This is a genomic window from Aeromonas sp. 604282 (assembly GCF_049170575.1).
GTDB lineage: Bacteria > Pseudomonadota > Gammaproteobacteria > Enterobacterales > Aeromonadaceae > Aeromonas > Aeromonas veronii_A.
In genome coordinates, this window is sequence record NZ_JAAKMV010000012.1 from 126,786 (window position 1) to 142,218 (window position 15,433).

Annotated in this window: 19 protein-coding genes; 8 read left to right on the forward strand and 11 right to left on the reverse strand. The window is 58.1% G+C overall.

Annotated elements, in window-relative coordinates; all coding sequences use genetic code 11:
* Nucleotides 1–89: 89 nt before the first annotated feature.
* Entirely contained in the window at nt 90–1,994 is a 1,905-nt protein-coding gene (locus tag G5367_RS14885) for a BglG family transcription antiterminator (RefSeq protein WP_421244530.1), read from the forward strand.
* Nucleotides 1,995–2,011: 17 nt separating this feature from the next.
* On the opposite strand, the gene npr is transcribed toward G5367_RS14885, so the two are convergent.
* From npr to G5367_RS14935, 10 genes are all read right to left on the reverse strand, one after another.
* The gene (gene npr / locus G5367_RS14890; RefSeq protein ID WP_042024530.1) at nt 2,012–2,284 is read right to left on the reverse strand and encodes a PTS phosphocarrier protein NPr; all 273 of its coding nucleotides are present in this window, start codon (nt 2,282–2,284) and stop codon (nt 2,012–2,014) included.
* 20 nt (nt 2,285–2,304) lie between these two features.
* Complete coding sequence (gene rapZ, locus G5367_RS14895) at nt 2,305–3,171, reverse strand: RNase adapter RapZ (RefSeq protein WP_040068818.1); 867 nt, start codon at nt 3,169–3,171, stop codon at nt 2,305–2,307.
* 45 nt (nt 3,172–3,216) lie between these two features.
* A complete protein-coding gene (gene ptsN, locus G5367_RS14900) occupies nt 3,217–3,663 on the reverse strand; it encodes a PTS IIA-like nitrogen regulatory protein PtsN (RefSeq protein ID WP_005336322.1) in 447 nt (148 codons plus the stop codon).
* Between the two features lie 2 nt (nt 3,664–3,665).
* The gene (hpf, locus tag G5367_RS14905; RefSeq protein ID WP_005336323.1) at nt 3,666–3,953 is read right to left on the reverse strand and encodes a ribosome hibernation promoting factor; all 288 of its coding nucleotides are present in this window, start codon (nt 3,951–3,953) and stop codon (nt 3,666–3,668) included.
* A 21-nt stretch (nt 3,954–3,974) separates the two neighbouring features.
* Nucleotides 3,975–5,414, reverse strand: coding sequence for an RNA polymerase factor sigma-54 (locus tag G5367_RS14910; RefSeq protein WP_005336331.1), 1,440 nt, complete (start codon nt 5,412–5,414; stop codon nt 3,975–3,977).
* Between the two features lie 65 nt (nt 5,415–5,479).
* Nucleotides 5,480–6,205, reverse strand: coding sequence for an LPS export ABC transporter ATP-binding protein (gene lptB / locus G5367_RS14915; protein WP_005336333.1), 726 nt, complete (start codon nt 6,203–6,205; stop codon nt 5,480–5,482).
* Nucleotides 6,206–6,208: 3 nt separating this feature from the next.
* Nucleotides 6,209–6,736 (reverse strand): lipopolysaccharide transport periplasmic protein LptA, encoded by a 528-nt coding sequence (lptA, locus tag G5367_RS14920; protein ID WP_040068817.1) that lies wholly within the window; start codon nt 6,734–6,736, stop codon nt 6,209–6,211.
* Nucleotides 6,723–7,283, reverse strand: a complete 561-nt coding sequence (gene lptC, locus G5367_RS14925; protein ID WP_337073410.1) for an LPS export ABC transporter periplasmic protein LptC — start codon at nt 7,281–7,283, stop codon at nt 6,723–6,725. Before lptC ends, lptA begins: the two co-directional genes overlap by 14 nt.
* The gene (gene kdsC, locus G5367_RS14930) at nt 7,280–7,834 is read right to left on the reverse strand and encodes a 3-deoxy-manno-octulosonate-8-phosphatase KdsC (protein WP_236324299.1); all 555 of its coding nucleotides are present in this window, start codon (nt 7,832–7,834) and stop codon (nt 7,280–7,282) included. Before kdsC ends, lptC begins: the two co-directional genes overlap by 4 nt.
* The gene (locus G5367_RS14935) at nt 7,834–8,829 is read right to left on the reverse strand and encodes a KpsF/GutQ family sugar-phosphate isomerase (protein WP_005341785.1); all 996 of its coding nucleotides are present in this window, start codon (nt 8,827–8,829) and stop codon (nt 7,834–7,836) included. Before G5367_RS14935 ends, kdsC begins: the two co-directional genes overlap by 1 nt.
* A gap of 207 nt (nt 8,830–9,036) precedes the next feature.
* Here G5367_RS14935 and mlaF point away from each other — a divergent pair, with 207 nt between their 5' ends.
* The 7 genes from mlaF to murA are packed head-to-tail and all read left to right on the forward strand — an operon-like array spanning nt 9,037 to nt 13,560.
* The gene (gene mlaF / locus G5367_RS14940) at nt 9,037–9,837 is read left to right on the forward strand and encodes a phospholipid ABC transporter ATP-binding protein MlaF (protein ID WP_005336343.1); all 801 of its coding nucleotides are present in this window, start codon (nt 9,037–9,039) and stop codon (nt 9,835–9,837) included.
* Nucleotides 9,837–10,616, forward strand: a complete 780-nt coding sequence (mlaE, locus tag G5367_RS14945; protein WP_005341787.1) for a lipid asymmetry maintenance ABC transporter permease subunit MlaE — start codon at nt 9,837–9,839, stop codon at nt 10,614–10,616. The genes mlaF and mlaE overlap by 1 nt, the downstream gene beginning before the upstream one ends.
* 7 nt (nt 10,617–10,623) lie before the next feature.
* Nucleotides 10,624–11,121, forward strand: a complete 498-nt coding sequence (mlaD, locus tag G5367_RS14950) for an outer membrane lipid asymmetry maintenance protein MlaD (RefSeq protein WP_005341789.1) — start codon at nt 10,624–10,626, stop codon at nt 11,119–11,121.
* A gap of 2 nt (nt 11,122–11,123) precedes the next feature.
* Entirely contained in the window at nt 11,124–11,759 is a 636-nt protein-coding gene (gene mlaC / locus G5367_RS14955) for a phospholipid-binding protein MlaC (protein ID WP_216979960.1), read from the forward strand.
* Complete coding sequence (locus G5367_RS14960; RefSeq protein ID WP_216979959.1) at nt 11,756–12,028, forward strand: STAS domain-containing protein; 273 nt, start codon at nt 11,756–11,758, stop codon at nt 12,026–12,028. Before mlaC ends, G5367_RS14960 begins: the two co-directional genes overlap by 4 nt.
* A complete protein-coding gene (gene ibaG / locus G5367_RS14965; protein ID WP_005306001.1) occupies nt 12,028–12,285 on the forward strand; it encodes a BolA family iron metabolism protein IbaG in 258 nt (85 codons plus the stop codon). The genes G5367_RS14960 and ibaG overlap by 1 nt, the downstream gene beginning before the upstream one ends.
* Before the next feature lie 18 nt (nt 12,286–12,303).
* The gene (gene murA, locus G5367_RS14970) at nt 12,304–13,560 is read left to right on the forward strand and encodes a UDP-N-acetylglucosamine 1-carboxyvinyltransferase (RefSeq protein ID WP_005341797.1); all 1,257 of its coding nucleotides are present in this window, start codon (nt 12,304–12,306) and stop codon (nt 13,558–13,560) included.
* 579 nt (nt 13,561–14,139) lie between these two features.
* On the opposite strand, the gene G5367_RS14975 is transcribed toward murA, so the two are convergent.
* Complete coding sequence (locus G5367_RS14975) at nt 14,140–15,393, reverse strand: phospholipase D family protein (RefSeq protein WP_421244531.1); 1,254 nt, start codon at nt 15,391–15,393, stop codon at nt 14,140–14,142.
* Between the last annotated feature and the right edge of the window lie 40 nt (nt 15,394–15,433).

Here is a 15,433-nt window from a genome sequence, read left to right on the forward strand (position 1 = left end):
GGCTGATAGAGTTGGCAGTGGCTGGTTTGTTGGTTGCCCCGTAGTTAACATTGATCCTTTATCTCTCGACAGGAGTCTCGCCCCCCCTCATGATCAAGCTGCCCCACCCCAGACTCCATCAGCTGCTCACGCAACTCCATGCGGCGCCGCTACCTCAGGAGGAGCTTGCTCGTCGCCTTAACGTCTCCACCCGTACGGTACGCACCGATGTGGCAACTCTCAACGAGCTGATTGCTAACCACGGAGCTCACCTTATCCATCAGCGTGGCAGCGGCTACCAACTGAAGATCTACAACCAGGGATTGTTTGATGGATTATTGGCCGCACAGGAGCAGGAGTGTACGCTGCCACGCACTAGCCGTGAGCGAGTACTGCATCTGCAGATCTTGTTGCTAACGGCAGAGCAGGGAATCAAGCTCGATGACTTGGCGGATACCTGGTACCTGAGCCGGACGGCACTACAGGGGGATATGGCGGAGGTACGTGAACAACTCGGCCACTTTAGACTCAGTGTCGAGAGCAAACCCCGACAGGGTATGCGCATCCAAGGCTGCGAAACTGCTATTCGCGCCTGCCTCACCCAATTGCTCTATCAGGAGCTATTGCACAGCACCCAGTTACAGAGCCTGCTGCCAAATATCTGTCCCAGCAAGACGATGGAGGTGGTAGGCAACCACATTCATGCCCAACTCGCTCGCCATCAGTTGCGTCTCGCTGACGAGAGCCTGCAGCAGCTCACGATCTACTGTGCCGTAGCTCTGCTGAGGCAAGCGTCCGGTCACGAACTGCACCAGTTCACCAGTGAAGACCTTACCACTCCACTGCTGGAAGCTGCCCGCGATATTTATACTGAGCTACCAACCCTGACGTCACCCACAGATGGCGAAATAGCTAGTCTCGCTATCCAGATCCAGGCTCGTCTGATGGCAGACAGTCCGAGCCTGAGCCCGGTCATGGCAGTGGAAAGCGAACAGCTTGTGACACATTTGCTGACCTACATCCATCAGCACTACCCCTATGACTTGCGTGGTGACCAGCAACTGCGAGCCGATCTGCAGAGCCACATTAGCGCCATGTTGCTGCGGGTCAAATACCAGATTGGCAGCCACAATCCACTGGCAGATCACATCAAGCAGTACTATCCCCTTGCCTATGACATCACCCTGGCGGCCATTTCGGAGTGGATCAAGCAGACCCCCTACCGACTGACCCACCACGAGATCGGCTATCTGGTGATCCATATCGGGGTAGGTCTGGAACGTAACTATGATATCGGCTACACCAGACGCCCGCTGGCACTGCTGTTATGCGACGCGGGAAATGCCACCTTCAGGGTGCTGGAGGCGCGCATCAGACGAGAATATCCCCAGCTACAGCTGACCACGCTGGAATCGGTGCGTGATTATGAAGGGTTGGCACACATCGAGCAGGACTTTGTCATTAGTACCGTCAAGGTGAGCGAGAAGGGGGGACCTGTCGTACAAGTCGACCCCTTCCCGACCCAGTACCAGCTGGAGCAACTCGGCAAGCTGGTGCTGATCGATCGCACCCGCCCCTACATGCTCGACAAATATTTCGATGCGAACCACTTCATGGTGGTGACTGAACCTCTCAGCCAATATCAGCTTTTTACACAGGTTTGCGATCAGCTGGAAGACGAGGGACTAGTCGAGCAAGATTTCCGCACGTCGCTGCAGGAACGGGAAAGCATCGTCTCCACCATGTTGGGAGAAGGGATCGCCCTGCCCCACTCCCTCGGCCTGCTGGCACGCCGCACTCTGGTTTACACCGTGCTGGCACCGCAGGGGATCGAATGGGGCAATGGCGAAGTCGCGACGCTCATCTTCGTACTGGCCATCAGCAAGGCCGACTACGAAGAGGCTATGGGTCTCTACGACCTGTTTCTGGCACTGATGAACGAAAAAGCCAACAGGAATCTGCTGGCTTGCAGGGATTTTGCCAGCTTCAAAGCGCTGGCGCGTACCGGTTCATAATATCGAGCGAGGAGTGACTACTCCTCGTTGAAGCCGGAGGTGAACAGCTCCACCACGGCAGCAAGGGCCTCCTCCTCTTCGGGGCCCTCTACCTGAACCTCTACCTGCCTGCCTTGAGCCGAATCGAGCATCAACAAGCCAATAATGCTGTCGGCATCAGCCTCCACACCATCTTCATTGCGCAGCAACACATGGGCATCGAAACCCTGCACCAGTTCGAACAGCATCATGGCCGGTCTGGCATGAATACCCAGCTTGTTTTTCACTTCAACCGAGGCGGAAACAGTCATCGGATCGTCCTATTGGTCCGTCAGGATTGGGGGGCACTCTTGTCGAGAGTGCGGTGGCGGATCTGCACGTTCTTGCCAAGCAAGCGGAAAGCACTCGCCAACCGCTCGGCGATAAAGACCGAGCGGTGCTGCCCACCGGTACAACCGATACCGACCGTCAGGTAGCTGCGATTATTGCGCTCCAGATGGGGCAACCAGGTCACCAGCATGTTTTCGATCTGCTGGGTAAACAGCATCACGTCAGCCTGCGCCGAGAGGTAGTTGGCAACCGGCTCATCCTTGCCGGTAAACGGCTTGAGTTCGGGAATCCAGTGTGGATTGGGCAGGAAACGGGCATCGAACACGAAGTCGGCATCCTTGGGAATGCCGTACTTGAACCCGAATGACTCGAAGACCAGCACCAGCTCGTTCTCTTTCTTGCCGAGAACCCGGGTCTTGATGAGCTCGCTCAGGTCGTGAATGCTGAGGGTGGTGGTGTCGATACGCAGGTCAGCAGTCGAGGAGAGTGGCGCCAGCAGGTGGGTCTCCTCCCGAATCGCCTCATCCAGCGATAGCTTGTTGCGCGAGAGGGGGTGCAAACGGCGGCTCTCGCCATAACGCTTGAGCAGGGTGCCGTTGTCGGCGTCGAAGAAAAAGCTGGAGAACTCTACCCGCCCCTCATTGCGCACCTGAGCCAGCAGATTTTCCAGTTTCTCCGGATCGCTCGGCAGGTTGCGCACATCGATGCTGACCGCCAGTTTGTCATATTGGCTCTCCACAGAGACAATCAGCTGGGGCAGCAGATTGACCGGCAGGTTGTCCACACAGTAGTAACCCAGATCTTCCAGCACTCGCAGGGCTACCGTTTTACCGGAGCCCGAACGTCCACTTACCACGATTAACTGCATCTTGTTCCCTCACGCCAAAACGGGTGTCTCATCCTTGGCCTGCTGTCAGGCCGAGGTCATGATCTGATAGAGCTCTTCGTCGCTGGTTGCCTGACGCAACTGGCGGCAAACCGCCTTGTCGCCCAGCTTGGAAGCCATCAGAGAAAGGGTCTTGAGATGCTGCTTGCACTCGCTTTCCGGCACCAGCAAGGCAAACAGCAGGTCAACCGGTTGATTGTCGATGGAGTCGAAAGGAATAGGATCGGCAAAGGTCATCAGGATCGCGGTTGGCGGGAACTCATCGTCAATGCGACCGTGGGGGATCGCAATACCGGCACCGATCCCGGTACTCCCCATCTTTTCGCGGGCCAGCAAGCATTCAAACAGCGCCTGACGGGAGGTGCCAAGGCGTTCGGCGGCCAGCTCGCTGATGATTTCGAGGGCGCGTTTCTTGCTGGTACAAGGGACTGCACTCTTGGTGCAGTCCCGACTCAGTATGTGTTCAAGTTGCATGGTTATTTTTTATTTAACTTATCTTTGTGCTTGATGATCTGCCTGTCGAGCTTGTCGAGCAGGGTGTCTATTGCCGCATACATGTCGGCATGCTCGGAATTGGCAAACACCTCGCCACCGCTGACATGCAGCTTGGCTTCGGCAATCTGGTTCAGTTTTTCCACGCTAAGCACCACATGAACATTGTTGATGTGGTCGAAGTGACGCTCGAGTTTGGCAAATTTGTTATTCACATAATCACGCAGAGCTTCGGTGATCTCGACATGGTGTCCGGTCAGGTTAATTTGCATAACATCATCCTTTTGTTTTGCCTAAACCAGGCGTTTGCGCTGATTGGAAGGTGGGATAAACAAGGATTCGCGATACTTAGCGATCGTGCGTCTCGCCACCATAATACCCTGTTCGGCCAGCAAATCCGCGATCTTGCTATCACTTAACGGCTTGGCAGGATTCTCTGCCGTGACCAGCTTCTTGATGAGCGCGCGAATTGCGGTCGATGAGCACTCTCCTCCTCCTTCGGTGTTCACATGGCTGGAGAAAAAAAACTTCAATTCGAAGATACCACGGGGGGTATGCATGTACTTCTGGGTCGTCACCCGGGAGATGGTCGACTCATGCATCTCTACCGCTTCGGCGATGTCATTGAGCACCATCGGCTTCATCGCCTCTTCACCATACTCGAAAAAGCCCTGTTGCTGCTCGACAATGCAACTGGCCACTTTCAGCAGGGTGTCATTGCGACTTTCCAGACTCTTGATGAACCACTTGGCTTCCTGCAAATGGGAGCGAATAAACTGGGTGTCGGTGCTGCTGCGAGCGTTGCGAGCCATGGCGGCATAGGTCTCGTTGACCCGGATGCGGGGGGCGGAGTCGGGATTGAGCTCGACCACCCACTTGCTGCCCTTCTTGACCACGGAGACGTCGGGGATCACGTACTGGGAGTCGCTCTGGATGATGCCGTTACCGGGACGCGGCTCCAGCAGCTGGATCAGATCCAGCACCTCCTTGAGGTCGCTCTCTTTGAGTTTTGTCTTGCGGGCGAGGGTGCGGTAATCCCGGTTGCCGAGCAGCTCCATGTGCTCGAGGATCACCTCCTTGGCCTCGTTGAGCCAGGGGGTCTGCGGGTCATACTGATCCAGCTGGATCAGCAAACACTCCTGCACAGAACGGGCAGCAATACCGACCGGATCGAAGTGCTGAACCCGCTTGAGTACCGCCTCGACCTCATCGAGTTCCACCTCTACGTCATCGCTGGTGACGGCAGCCTGGATATCCTCCAGCGCAACGGTCAGATAACCGGATTCGTCGATGGCATCGATGATGGCGAGCGCGATGGCGGCATCCACATCGCTGAACGGTGTGAGTCGCATCTGCCACAGCAGATAATCCTGCAGGTTTTCGGTGGTTTCACCCTGATAGACGCTATCTTCCCCATCGTGGATGGGGCCCGCGCTCTGGGCGGTGCCGGCAGAGTAAACCTCGTCCCAGGTGGTATCCACCGGCAACTCATCCGGCATCTGCTCTTGGGCCATGGCATCGCTGGAATCCAGCTGGCTGGCATCGACCGGCGCTTCCGGACTGGTCTCTTGCGCCTCGCTCTCTTCCTGCTCCAGCAGAGGGTTGTTTTCGAGCGCTTGCTGAATTTCCTGCTGAAGTTCCAGAGTGGAGAGCTGGAGCAGACGAATCGCTTGTTGTAATTGCGGCGTCATGGTCAGGGACTGACCGAGACGCAACTGTAATGTCGGCTTCATCTACGTCGGGATATCCTTATGTTCAGCGAGGCACTCGTCAAAGGAAATGAAGGCATGCCCCCTTACTATAGACTGAATTGATCGCCCAAATAGACGCGCTTGACCTGCTCATCGGCAAGGATGTCAGCCGGTGCACCTTCGGCAATCATCTTGCCGTGGCTGACGATATAGGCCTTCTCACATACGTCCAGAGTCTCTCTGACGTTGTGGTCGGTAATCAAGACGCCAAGGCCTCTATCTTTCAGATGCTGAATGATCTTCTTGATGTCTATCACAGAAATCGGGTCAACCCCTGCAAAGGGTTCATCCAGCAGAATAAAACGCGGCTCGGCCGCCAGCGCACGGGCAATTTCGACCCGACGGCGCTCACCGCCGGAGAGGCTCTGACCCAGGTTGTCGCGAATGTGGGTGATGTTGAACTCTTCCAGCAGTTGCTGAACCTTGTCTTCACGCTCCTCACGGCTCAACCCCTTGCGGGTCTGCATCACGCCCATCAGGTTGTCGAACACCGACAGGCGACGGAAGATGGAGGCCTCCTGTGGCAGGTAACCGATGCCGTTACGCGCCCGCACATGCATGGGCTGCAGGCTGATGTCCTGATCGTCGATGGTGATGAGACCTGCATCGCGCTGCACCAGCCCCACGATCATGTAGAAGGAGGTGGTCTTGCCCGCCCCGTTGGGGCCGAGCAGGCCGACAATCTGGCCAGTGCCCACTTCAAGGCTGACGTCACTCACCACCATGCGGCGCTTGTAGCTCTTCTGCAGACCCACTGCTTTCAACACTGCCATGGCTTATTTTCCCTGCTTCTTCTGGTCGGCGGGCTTGTCGAAATTCTCTACCTGATCCGGCAGGAACACGGTTTTGACCCGCTGGCTCGGGCTCTTGCTCTCGGCGATCATCTTCTGTTTGACGATGTCGTAGCGGATCAGATCGCCATTGACCTGGCTATCTTCCTGCTTGAGCTGACCGTTGCCGGTGATGGTCACCAGACGGTTCTTCAGCTCGTAGCGGATAGTGTTGCCGTGGGCATTGACCGGCTTGCCGTTATCCAGGATCTGGAAGAAGGTGGCGGGTTTGCCGTAGGCAGTCATCACCTCGGCCCCTTTCTCACCGGAACGGGTCACTACTACCTTGTCAGCTTTGATCCGGATGGTGCCCTGATTGATGGTCACATCCTCTTCGAAGGTGATGCGGTTGTCCTGCATCTCGGCCACCTGTTTGACGGCATCGACATAGACCTTCTCGGCAAAGTCGGACTCTTTGGCGGTCACCGCACCACACAACAACAGGGCTGCGAGGGCCAGATTAGCGTTTTTCATTGAAATAGATGGCATGGCCTTGATCCAGTAACTCAAAATATTTGCGGTCCAGATGGCCCTTGAGGCCAACCCCTCGGGTCTGGAAATCCCGACCCAGAATGTTCACTTCCCGGTTGCTGCGCACATCCTGTGTCACCAGATCCAGCTCCAGATAGGGGGTATCCAGTGTGGAGATAAAGGAGGTGGGCAGCAGACCATCCAGATGCACCTTGTCCCGCAGGATGACGTTGTCGCCGGTGTTGAGCACGCCGGTTTCGGCGGTCACCTTCCACTCGGCGGCACCCTGATCGTCATACATGTAGACCACCGGCTTGTCGAAGGTGGCCTGCTCGAGGATTTGATAATACTCGGCGTAGGTCGACTCCAGCCGCTCGGTGCGCTTGCCATTGATATCAAAACGGGTGGTCACCAGATCTTTGGCGACAAAATCCGGCTGATAGTTTTCGATTTTGACAGCGCTCTCCGGCACCAACTCAACCTTGCCCAGCTGCCAGGCAACCAGCGCAACCAGAAACAGCAGGGCAAACAACAGGGTCTGTCTGCTCATACCGAGGCCTCGGGCTGATAATCGTCGTGGCCCTGCGCCTGCAAAATGAGGTCACACACCTCGCGCACCGCCCCCATGCCACCGCCAAGCCGGGTCACCATATCGGCACGACTCAGCACCAGCGGATGGGCATCGGCCACGGCAATGCCGAGCCCACAGACCTGCATCACCGGCAGATCGATGGTGTCATCGCCCATATAGGCAGCCTGTTCCGGGGTCAGCCCCAGCTTGGCCAGCAGCGCTTCGAAGTGAGGCAGCTTTTTATCAGCCCCCTGCACCACATGAGCCACCCCCAGGCTTTTCATCCGATCGCTGACGATACGGGAGTTGCGCCCAGTGATAATGGCGATCTCGATCCCGGCATTGAGCAATGCTCGCATGCCCGCACCATCGCGGGTGCAGAAGGTTTTCAGCTCTTCGCCGTTGTTTCCCATGTAGATGAGGCCGTTGGAGAGCACCCCGTCCACATCGCACACCAGCAGGCGGATTTGCGCCGCCTTGTCGAACTGGCTGCGCGTCACCGGACCATAGAGGGTCGGTACGTTTTGCATCAAATTACTCCGGCTTTCAGCAGGTCGTGCATGTTGAAGGCGCCGAGCGGGCGCTTATCACCATCCACGACCAGTAATCCGTTGATTTTTCTCGTTTCCATCAGCTTGACGGCTTCTGCCGCCATCATCTCTGGGCCTACGGTAACACAGTTGGCCGTCATCACGCGGCTGATGGGGGTGTGATGGATATCGATCTGCTGGTCGAGAATGCGGCGCAGGTCGCCGTCGGTAAAGAGCCCGGCCAGCAGGCCATTGCCATCGACCACCGCCGTCATACCGAGCCCCTTGCGGCTCACTTCCAGCAGTGCCTGGCTGATGGTGGCATCTATCCCCACCCGGGGCAACAGCTCACCGCTGTGCATCAGGTCGCCGACCCGCAGCAACAGACGCTTGCCAAGGGAACCGCCTGGGTGCGAAAGCGCGAAGTCATCGGCGGTAAAACCGCGCGCTTCCAGCAGAGCCACCGCCAGGGCATCGCCCATCACCAGCGTCGCCGTGGTGCTGGAAGTGGGTGCCAGACCCAGCGGGCAGGCCTCTTTCTCCACCTTGATGCACAGGTGCACGTTAGCCTCTTTGGCCATGGTGGAGGCGGGATTACCGGTCATGCAGATGAGCGGAATGCCGCGGCGCTTGAGCACCGGCAGCAGGGCCAGGATTTCGTCGCTCTCGCCGGAGTTGGAGATGGCGATAATAAGGTCGCCGCTGGAGATCATTCCCAGATCGCCGTGACTCGCCTCCCCCGGATGGAGGAAGAAGGCCGGGGTACCGGTGCTGGCCAAGGTGGCGGCAATCTTGCTGCCGATATGACCCGACTTGCCCATGCCGGTGACCACTATCTTGCCACCACAGCACAGCACCATCTCGCACGCCTTGTCGAAGGCGTCGTTCAGATACTGATAGAGTCCATCAATGGCTTGCTTTTCTGTGTCCAGCACCGCGCGGGCACTGCGACGAAAATCGAACAGTTCAGACACTTTCTCAGGCTTTACAGACATAAAGACACAGCTCCGGGCCGAAATTAGCTGCGGGATTATAAAAAAGTCTGCCCGGATAAGCGAATCGGATGGCAAGTCCTGCACCCAGCGACGCACTTTGTTACAGAAAACTGTCGCGCAAACGGGTCCAGGGGCTGTTCAATAGTTGTTCCTTGCTGTTGCTTAGACCTAGACTAGCCCATAAAATTCGCACCTCATTTACACCGGATGGACAATTGTTTGAACAATGACCTGATCACCATCTCCGATCTGACCTTCAGTCACGGAGATCGGCTGTTGTATGACGGGATCAACCTGACCATTCCTCGTGGCAAGGTGACCGCCGTCATGGGCCCGAGCGGCATCGGTAAAACCACCCTGCTGCGGCTGATCGGTGGCCAGCTCAAGCCGGAGTCCGGTCACATTCTGTTTGACGGGGAAGATATCCCCACCCTCTCCCGTTCGCGCCTCTATGAAGTGCGCAAGCGGATGAGCATGCTGTTCCAGAGCGGAGCCCTGTTTACCGGCATGACGGTCTACGACAATGTGGCCTTCCCGCTGAGGGAACACTCCGGCCTGCCGGAGGAGCTGATCCACACCATCGTCATGATGAAGCTGCAGGCGGTGGGCTTGCGCGGCGCGGCGAAACTGATGCCCTCCGAGCTCTCCGGCGGCATGGCGCGCCGGGCAGCGCTGGCACGGGCAATTGCGCTCGATCCTGACCTCATCATGTATGACGAGCCGTTCGTCGGGCAGGACCCCATCACCATGGCGGTGCTGGTCAAGCTGATCAAGGAGCTAAACGATGCCCTTGGTATCACCTCCGTCATCGTCACCCACGACGTGAAAGAGGTGCTGAGCATCGCCGATTACGCCTACATCATTGCCAATCGCAAAGTAGTGGCGCACGGCACGCCGGATCAGCTGCGCGAGGAACACAATCCCGAAGTCGAGCAGTTCCTCAAAGGATTGCCCGATGGTCCTGTTCCGTTTCATTTTCCGGCAGGCGATCTGCTACAGGATCTCTGATGTTGATAAGTCAAATAAGCAAGCTGGGGCGGGTCGGAGTGCGGTTTATCAGCTCCGTCGGTCGCGCCACCATAATGTTGTTCCATGCGCTGGCGGGCAAACCCGAACCGCGCAAGCACTTCCCGCTGCTTGTCCAGCAGCTCTATGTGGTGGGCGTGCAGTCGGTGGCCATCATTCTGGTCTCCGGCCTGTTCATCGGCATGGTGCTCTCGCTGCAGGGTTACAACGTATTGAAGGATTTCGGCGCCGAGCAGAGCCTGGGGCCGCTAGTTTCCCTCTCCCTGCTGCGGGAACTGGGGCCTGTGGTCACGGCGCTGCTGTTTGCCGGCCGTGCCGGTTCGGCCCTGACCGCCGAGATCGGTCTGATGAAGGCCACCGAGCAGCTTTCGAGCCTCGAGATGATGGCGGTCGATCCGCTGCGCCGAGTGGTAGCCCCCCGCTTCTGGGCTGGCGTCATCAGCATGCCACTGCTGGCTTTTATGTTCAGCCTGATCGGTATCTTCGGCGGCAAACTGGTCGGCGTGGACTGGCTCGGCGTGGACGAAGGGGGCTTCTGGTCTGCCATGCAGGCCTCCGTCGATTGGGGTGAAGACATCATGCAGGGCGCCATCAAGAGCCTGATCTTCGCCCTGGTGGTTACCTGGATTGCGCTCTTTAACGGCTATGATGCCAAGCCGACCTCGGCCGGGATCAGTCAGGCCACGACCCGTACCGTGGTCCACTCATCCCTCGCCGTACTCGGCCTGGATTTTATACTCACTGCAGTCATGTTTGGATAAGGTAAAGATGAAGTTCAGTAAAGTAGAATTCCTGGTCGGCACCTTCATGCTGGCTGGCATCGGTGCCATTCTGGCACTGGCCCTGCAAGTGGCCGGTTTGAGCTTCAAACCGGAAGGAGAAACCTATACCCTGCGCGCGCATTTCGATAATATCGGCGGCCTGAAAGTCCGTTCGCCGGTCAAGGTCGGCGGCGTGGTGGTCGGTCGGGTCAGCGATATCGTACTGGACCCGAAAACCCAGGTGCCTGAAGTGACCCTGATGATGCAAAAGAGCGCTGGCGAGTTCGCCGATACCAGCACCCTCTCCATCCTCACCTCCGGTCTGCTCGGCGAGCAGTACATCGGTCTGGCCCCCGGTTTCAGCGATGAGGAGATGGGCACCGAGATGCTCAAGGATGGCGACCTGATTGAAGACACCAAATCCGCCATCGTGCTGGAAGATCTGATTGGCAAGTTCCTCTACAGCCAATCCTCCGACAGCAAATCAGACAGCAAGAAGGAGTAACCATGTTCAAGAAAATCGCCCTGCTGCTGGGTCTGATGACCAGCATGCTCTTTTCCCTGTCTGCCCAGGCCGCAGTCGATGCCACCGACCCTAACGCGCTGGTTGATCAGGCTGCCAAGCAGACCTTTGCCCGCCTGAAGGCCGATCAGGCCCAGGTGAAGAGCAATCCGGATCACCTGCGGGTGATCATCCGCGAAGAGCTGCTGCCCTATGTCGACAACCGCTTCGCTGCATACAAGGTGCTGGGCAACCAGATCAAGGAGACCACTCCGGCCCAACGTGACGCCTTCGTCGCCGCCTTTACCGAGTACATGGTGAGCTCCTACGCCGACGCGCTGGCCCACTTCGACAAGCAGACCGTCAAGGTCGAGCCGGGCAAGGCACCGGGCACCAGCAACATCACCGCAGTCAATGTCAGCGTGAAAGAGGCCGGCAAGCCGGACATCTTCCTCGAGTTCAAGCTGCGCAAGAACAACAAGACCGGTGAGTGGAAAGCCTTCGACATGGTGGCAGAGGGGATCAGCCTGCTCTCCGCCAAGCAGAGCGAGCTGGGCGGCCTCATCCGCCAGAATGGCATCGATGCCGTGATCAAGCAGCTCAACGAACACAATGCCAAGCCGCTGGTACTCAAGAAATGATCCTGAGCGGTGATCTGCAGGCGCCACAGGTCAATGACCTGTGGCAACGCCGCGCCGAATGGTGGCAGGACGACCAGCTCGAGCTCAGCGGCGTCGCCACCCTCGACTCTGCCGGACTGGCCCTGCTGGTCAAATGGGCCAAAGCCGTATTAGCGCGAGGCGCCACACCGCTACTGGTGGGCGCCTCCAGTGATTTCTATACCCTGGCCAACCTCTACGGGGTGGCCGGGCTGTTTCAGTCAACCCCGCTCACAACTGAGGACGCATAATGCAAGTCTCTGAAATTGAAGCGATACTCCTTGAGGCTCTACCATTGTCCGAAGTCCATGTCAAAGGGGACGGTAGTCACTACCAAGTGATCGCCGTCGGTGACATGTTTGACGGCATGAGCCGGGTCAAGAAGCAGCAGGCCATCTATGCCCCGCTGATGGACAAGATCGCCAGCAACGCCATCCATGCCCTCTCCATCAAGGCGTTCACCGACGCCGAGTGGAAACGCGAACGTAAATTCCTATTGCCCTCCTGATTTGGTAACGAAGTAAAAATGGACAAATTCAAAATCGATGGTCGTTGTACTCTCAACGGCGAAGTGACCATCTCTGGCGCCAAAAACGCAGCCCTGCCGATCCTGTTCGCGACCCTGCTGTGTGATGAAGAGGTGCACCTCTCCAACGTGCCGCGCCTGAAAGATGTGGGCACCACTATCAAGCTGCTGGAGATGCTGGGAGCGACCACCAAGGTCAACGGCAACGTCACCGTACTGACCGGTGCGGTGAACAACCACGTCGCCCCCTACGAGCTGGTGAAGACCATGCGCGCTTCCATCCTGGCGCTGGGCCCGCTGGCTGCCCGTTTCGGTGCTGCTGACGTCTCCCTACCGGGCGGCTGCGCCATCGGCGCCCGTCCGGTCAACCTGCACGTCCACGGTCTGGAGCTGATGGGCGCCAAGATCACCATCGAGGATGGCTACATCAAGGCCCGCGTTGACGGTCGCCTGAAGGGTGCCCATATCCTGATGGACATGGTCTCCGTCACCGGTACCGAAAACCTGATGATGGCCGCCACCCTGGCCGAAGGCCGTACCGTGATCGAAAACGCCGCGCGCGAGCCGGAAGTGGTCGATCTGGCCCACTTCCTCAACGCGCTGGGCGCCAAGATCCAGGGTGCAGGCACCGACACCCTGATCATCGACGGCGTCGAGCGTCTGCACGGCGGCAGCTACAGCGTCCAGCCTGACCGTATCGAAACCGGTACCTTCCTGGTGGGCGCAGCGGTTACCGGCGGCAAGATCACCTGCCGTAACACCGACCCTACCCTGCTGGAAGCGGTACTGGTCAAGCTGGAAGAGGCTGGCGCCCTGATTGAGAAGGGTGAAGACTGGATTACCCTCGACATGACTGGCCGCACCCTCAAGCCGGTCACCATCAAGACTGCCCCCTACCCGGCCTTCCCGACCGACATGCAAGCCCAGTTCACCGTACTGAACGCGGTGGCCCAAGGTACCGGCATGATCACCGAGACCATCTTCGAGAACCGCTTCATGCACGTTCCCGAGCTGGTGCGGATGGGCGCCGACATCGAGTTGCAGGGTAACGTGGCCATCTGCCGCGATACCGCCCAGCTCAAGGGTGCCCAGGTGATGGCGACCGATCTGCGCGCCTCTGCCAGTCTGGTGCTGGCCGGCTTCGTGGCTGAAGGTTCCACCATCGTCGATCGCATCTACCACATCGACCGTGGCTACGAGAACATCGAGCAGAAGCTGCAAGGTCTGGGTGGCCACATCGAGCGCATCAAGGGCTGATAGCTCCCTGATCGCTGGCCGATAAAAAGGCCCCCTCGCTAATGCAAGGGGGCCTTTTTACATTCGCCTGGTCTGCCGAGATTTAATGCGGTCGAGAGTGGCCCATATCGTGTCAGGCTATTTACCAGCCCCCCTGGCGGCCAATGTTCATTGGCTCGAGACTCGCCAAAGAACCAAAAAAGTGGGGTGACATGTCCATGTCACCCCCTCGCAAATAGCATGTTCCATATTGGAGTCCGGCCACGCCGAGCTTCTGTTTCACTTTCCGATAGTTCGCGACCCATCTGAAGTGCGCGCCAATTGCAGCGATGCAACCGGCCAGCTACCCGTTACAACCTTCGTCCACACGGCAGACAAGCCACCGTGTTTGTCCTTGCAACTGAAATATTACGCATAAAAACAAAATAAAAAACGTTTTTATGCCCATTCCATTCACATTGAAGTACAAAAAACAGCCTTATCATCACCACTAAATTGTTATAAAACAGCTAGATAGATTCAATCATAGTTATTAACCCGCAAAGGTCATCAGCAATGACTTACAAGGCTTTGCGAGATCTCGCACAAAAAATGGCCGCCTCACAGCCAACGGCGCAGTGGCAACCAGTCGCTCAGGCGGGCTATCAGCCGCCTTGACCACCCCTCGGGTTTGCGCGGCAATCCACCGGCCTGCACCTGCCAGCGAGCCAGCCACATTCGCAGCGCCTCGCAGATCGGCGGGCAGTGCAGATGCAGCATCAGCTCGGTATTGAGAAACAGCGAGCGGGGGTCAAGGTTGAGGCTGCCAAACAGCGCCCGCGCCTCCCCCAGCAGGATCAGCTTGGCGTGCAGGCTGCCGTGGCCATGATCAAACTCGGCGACCCGGATCCCGCGACGCAGCAACCAGCCGAGATAGCGTTGGTAGGCGCCATAGACCAGCGGCACATCGGTACTGGCCAGCGAGTTGGTGAGAATATGGATGGCAACACCCTGCTGGCGCAGCCGCGCCAGACGATGCCGAAACCCGCGGGTCAGGATGAGGTAAGGGGTCACCAACCCCAGCGAGCCGGGATTGTCAGCCAGCTGGCGCCACAACTGGCGAGCGGTGGTGGGGCGGGAGATCAGCCCCTTGCCGGGACGATCGAACCACACCTCGGCAAGACCCTCATGCCATTGCAGCGGCACATCGCTTTCGTCGAACAGTTCCGCGGGCAGATCGTAGACCGTCGCCACCGTCGGATCCGTCATGGTGAACAGGAAGTCGTTGACCACCTCTATTTCGGCGGGCAGCAGCTCGCGGCGCAGCAGATGGCGGATGGGGTGACTCCAGCGGCTGCGCCAGAACTGCTCGAACCCCTGCGTCATCTGCTGGCATAGCCTCCCCTGACAGGCGAGATCGAGATCCACGAAGGGAGCTTGCGGATCCAGACCGAAGTAGCGATCGCCGATGTTACGCCCGCCAATCAGTGCCAGCTTGCCATCCACCAGCAACAGCTTGTTGTGCATCCGGTGGTTGATACGGCGAAAGCTGAACAACCCCTCCAGCAGCAGTGCCAGCGGGCGCCAGCCCCGCAGCCAGAAAGGGTTGAACAGCCGCACCTCGATCCCCGGATAGTGAGCCACCATCTCCAGAAAGCGGTTGTCACCGGCATAAAGATCATCCACCAGCAGCTGCACCTTGACGCCGCGCCGGGCGGCATGAAGCAGCTCGCTCAGCAGCAGCTTGCCGCTGCTGTCCTCCTCCCAGCTGTAGTACTGCGCCTGGATCCGCTCGCGGGCATGGCGGATCCAGTGACAACGCACCTTGAGCGCCAGCTGGGGATCGTCGATCAGGGCAAAGGAACCGGGGATCATGGTGTCATCCTGCTGTCATGGCCGGGTGTCATAACGCTGG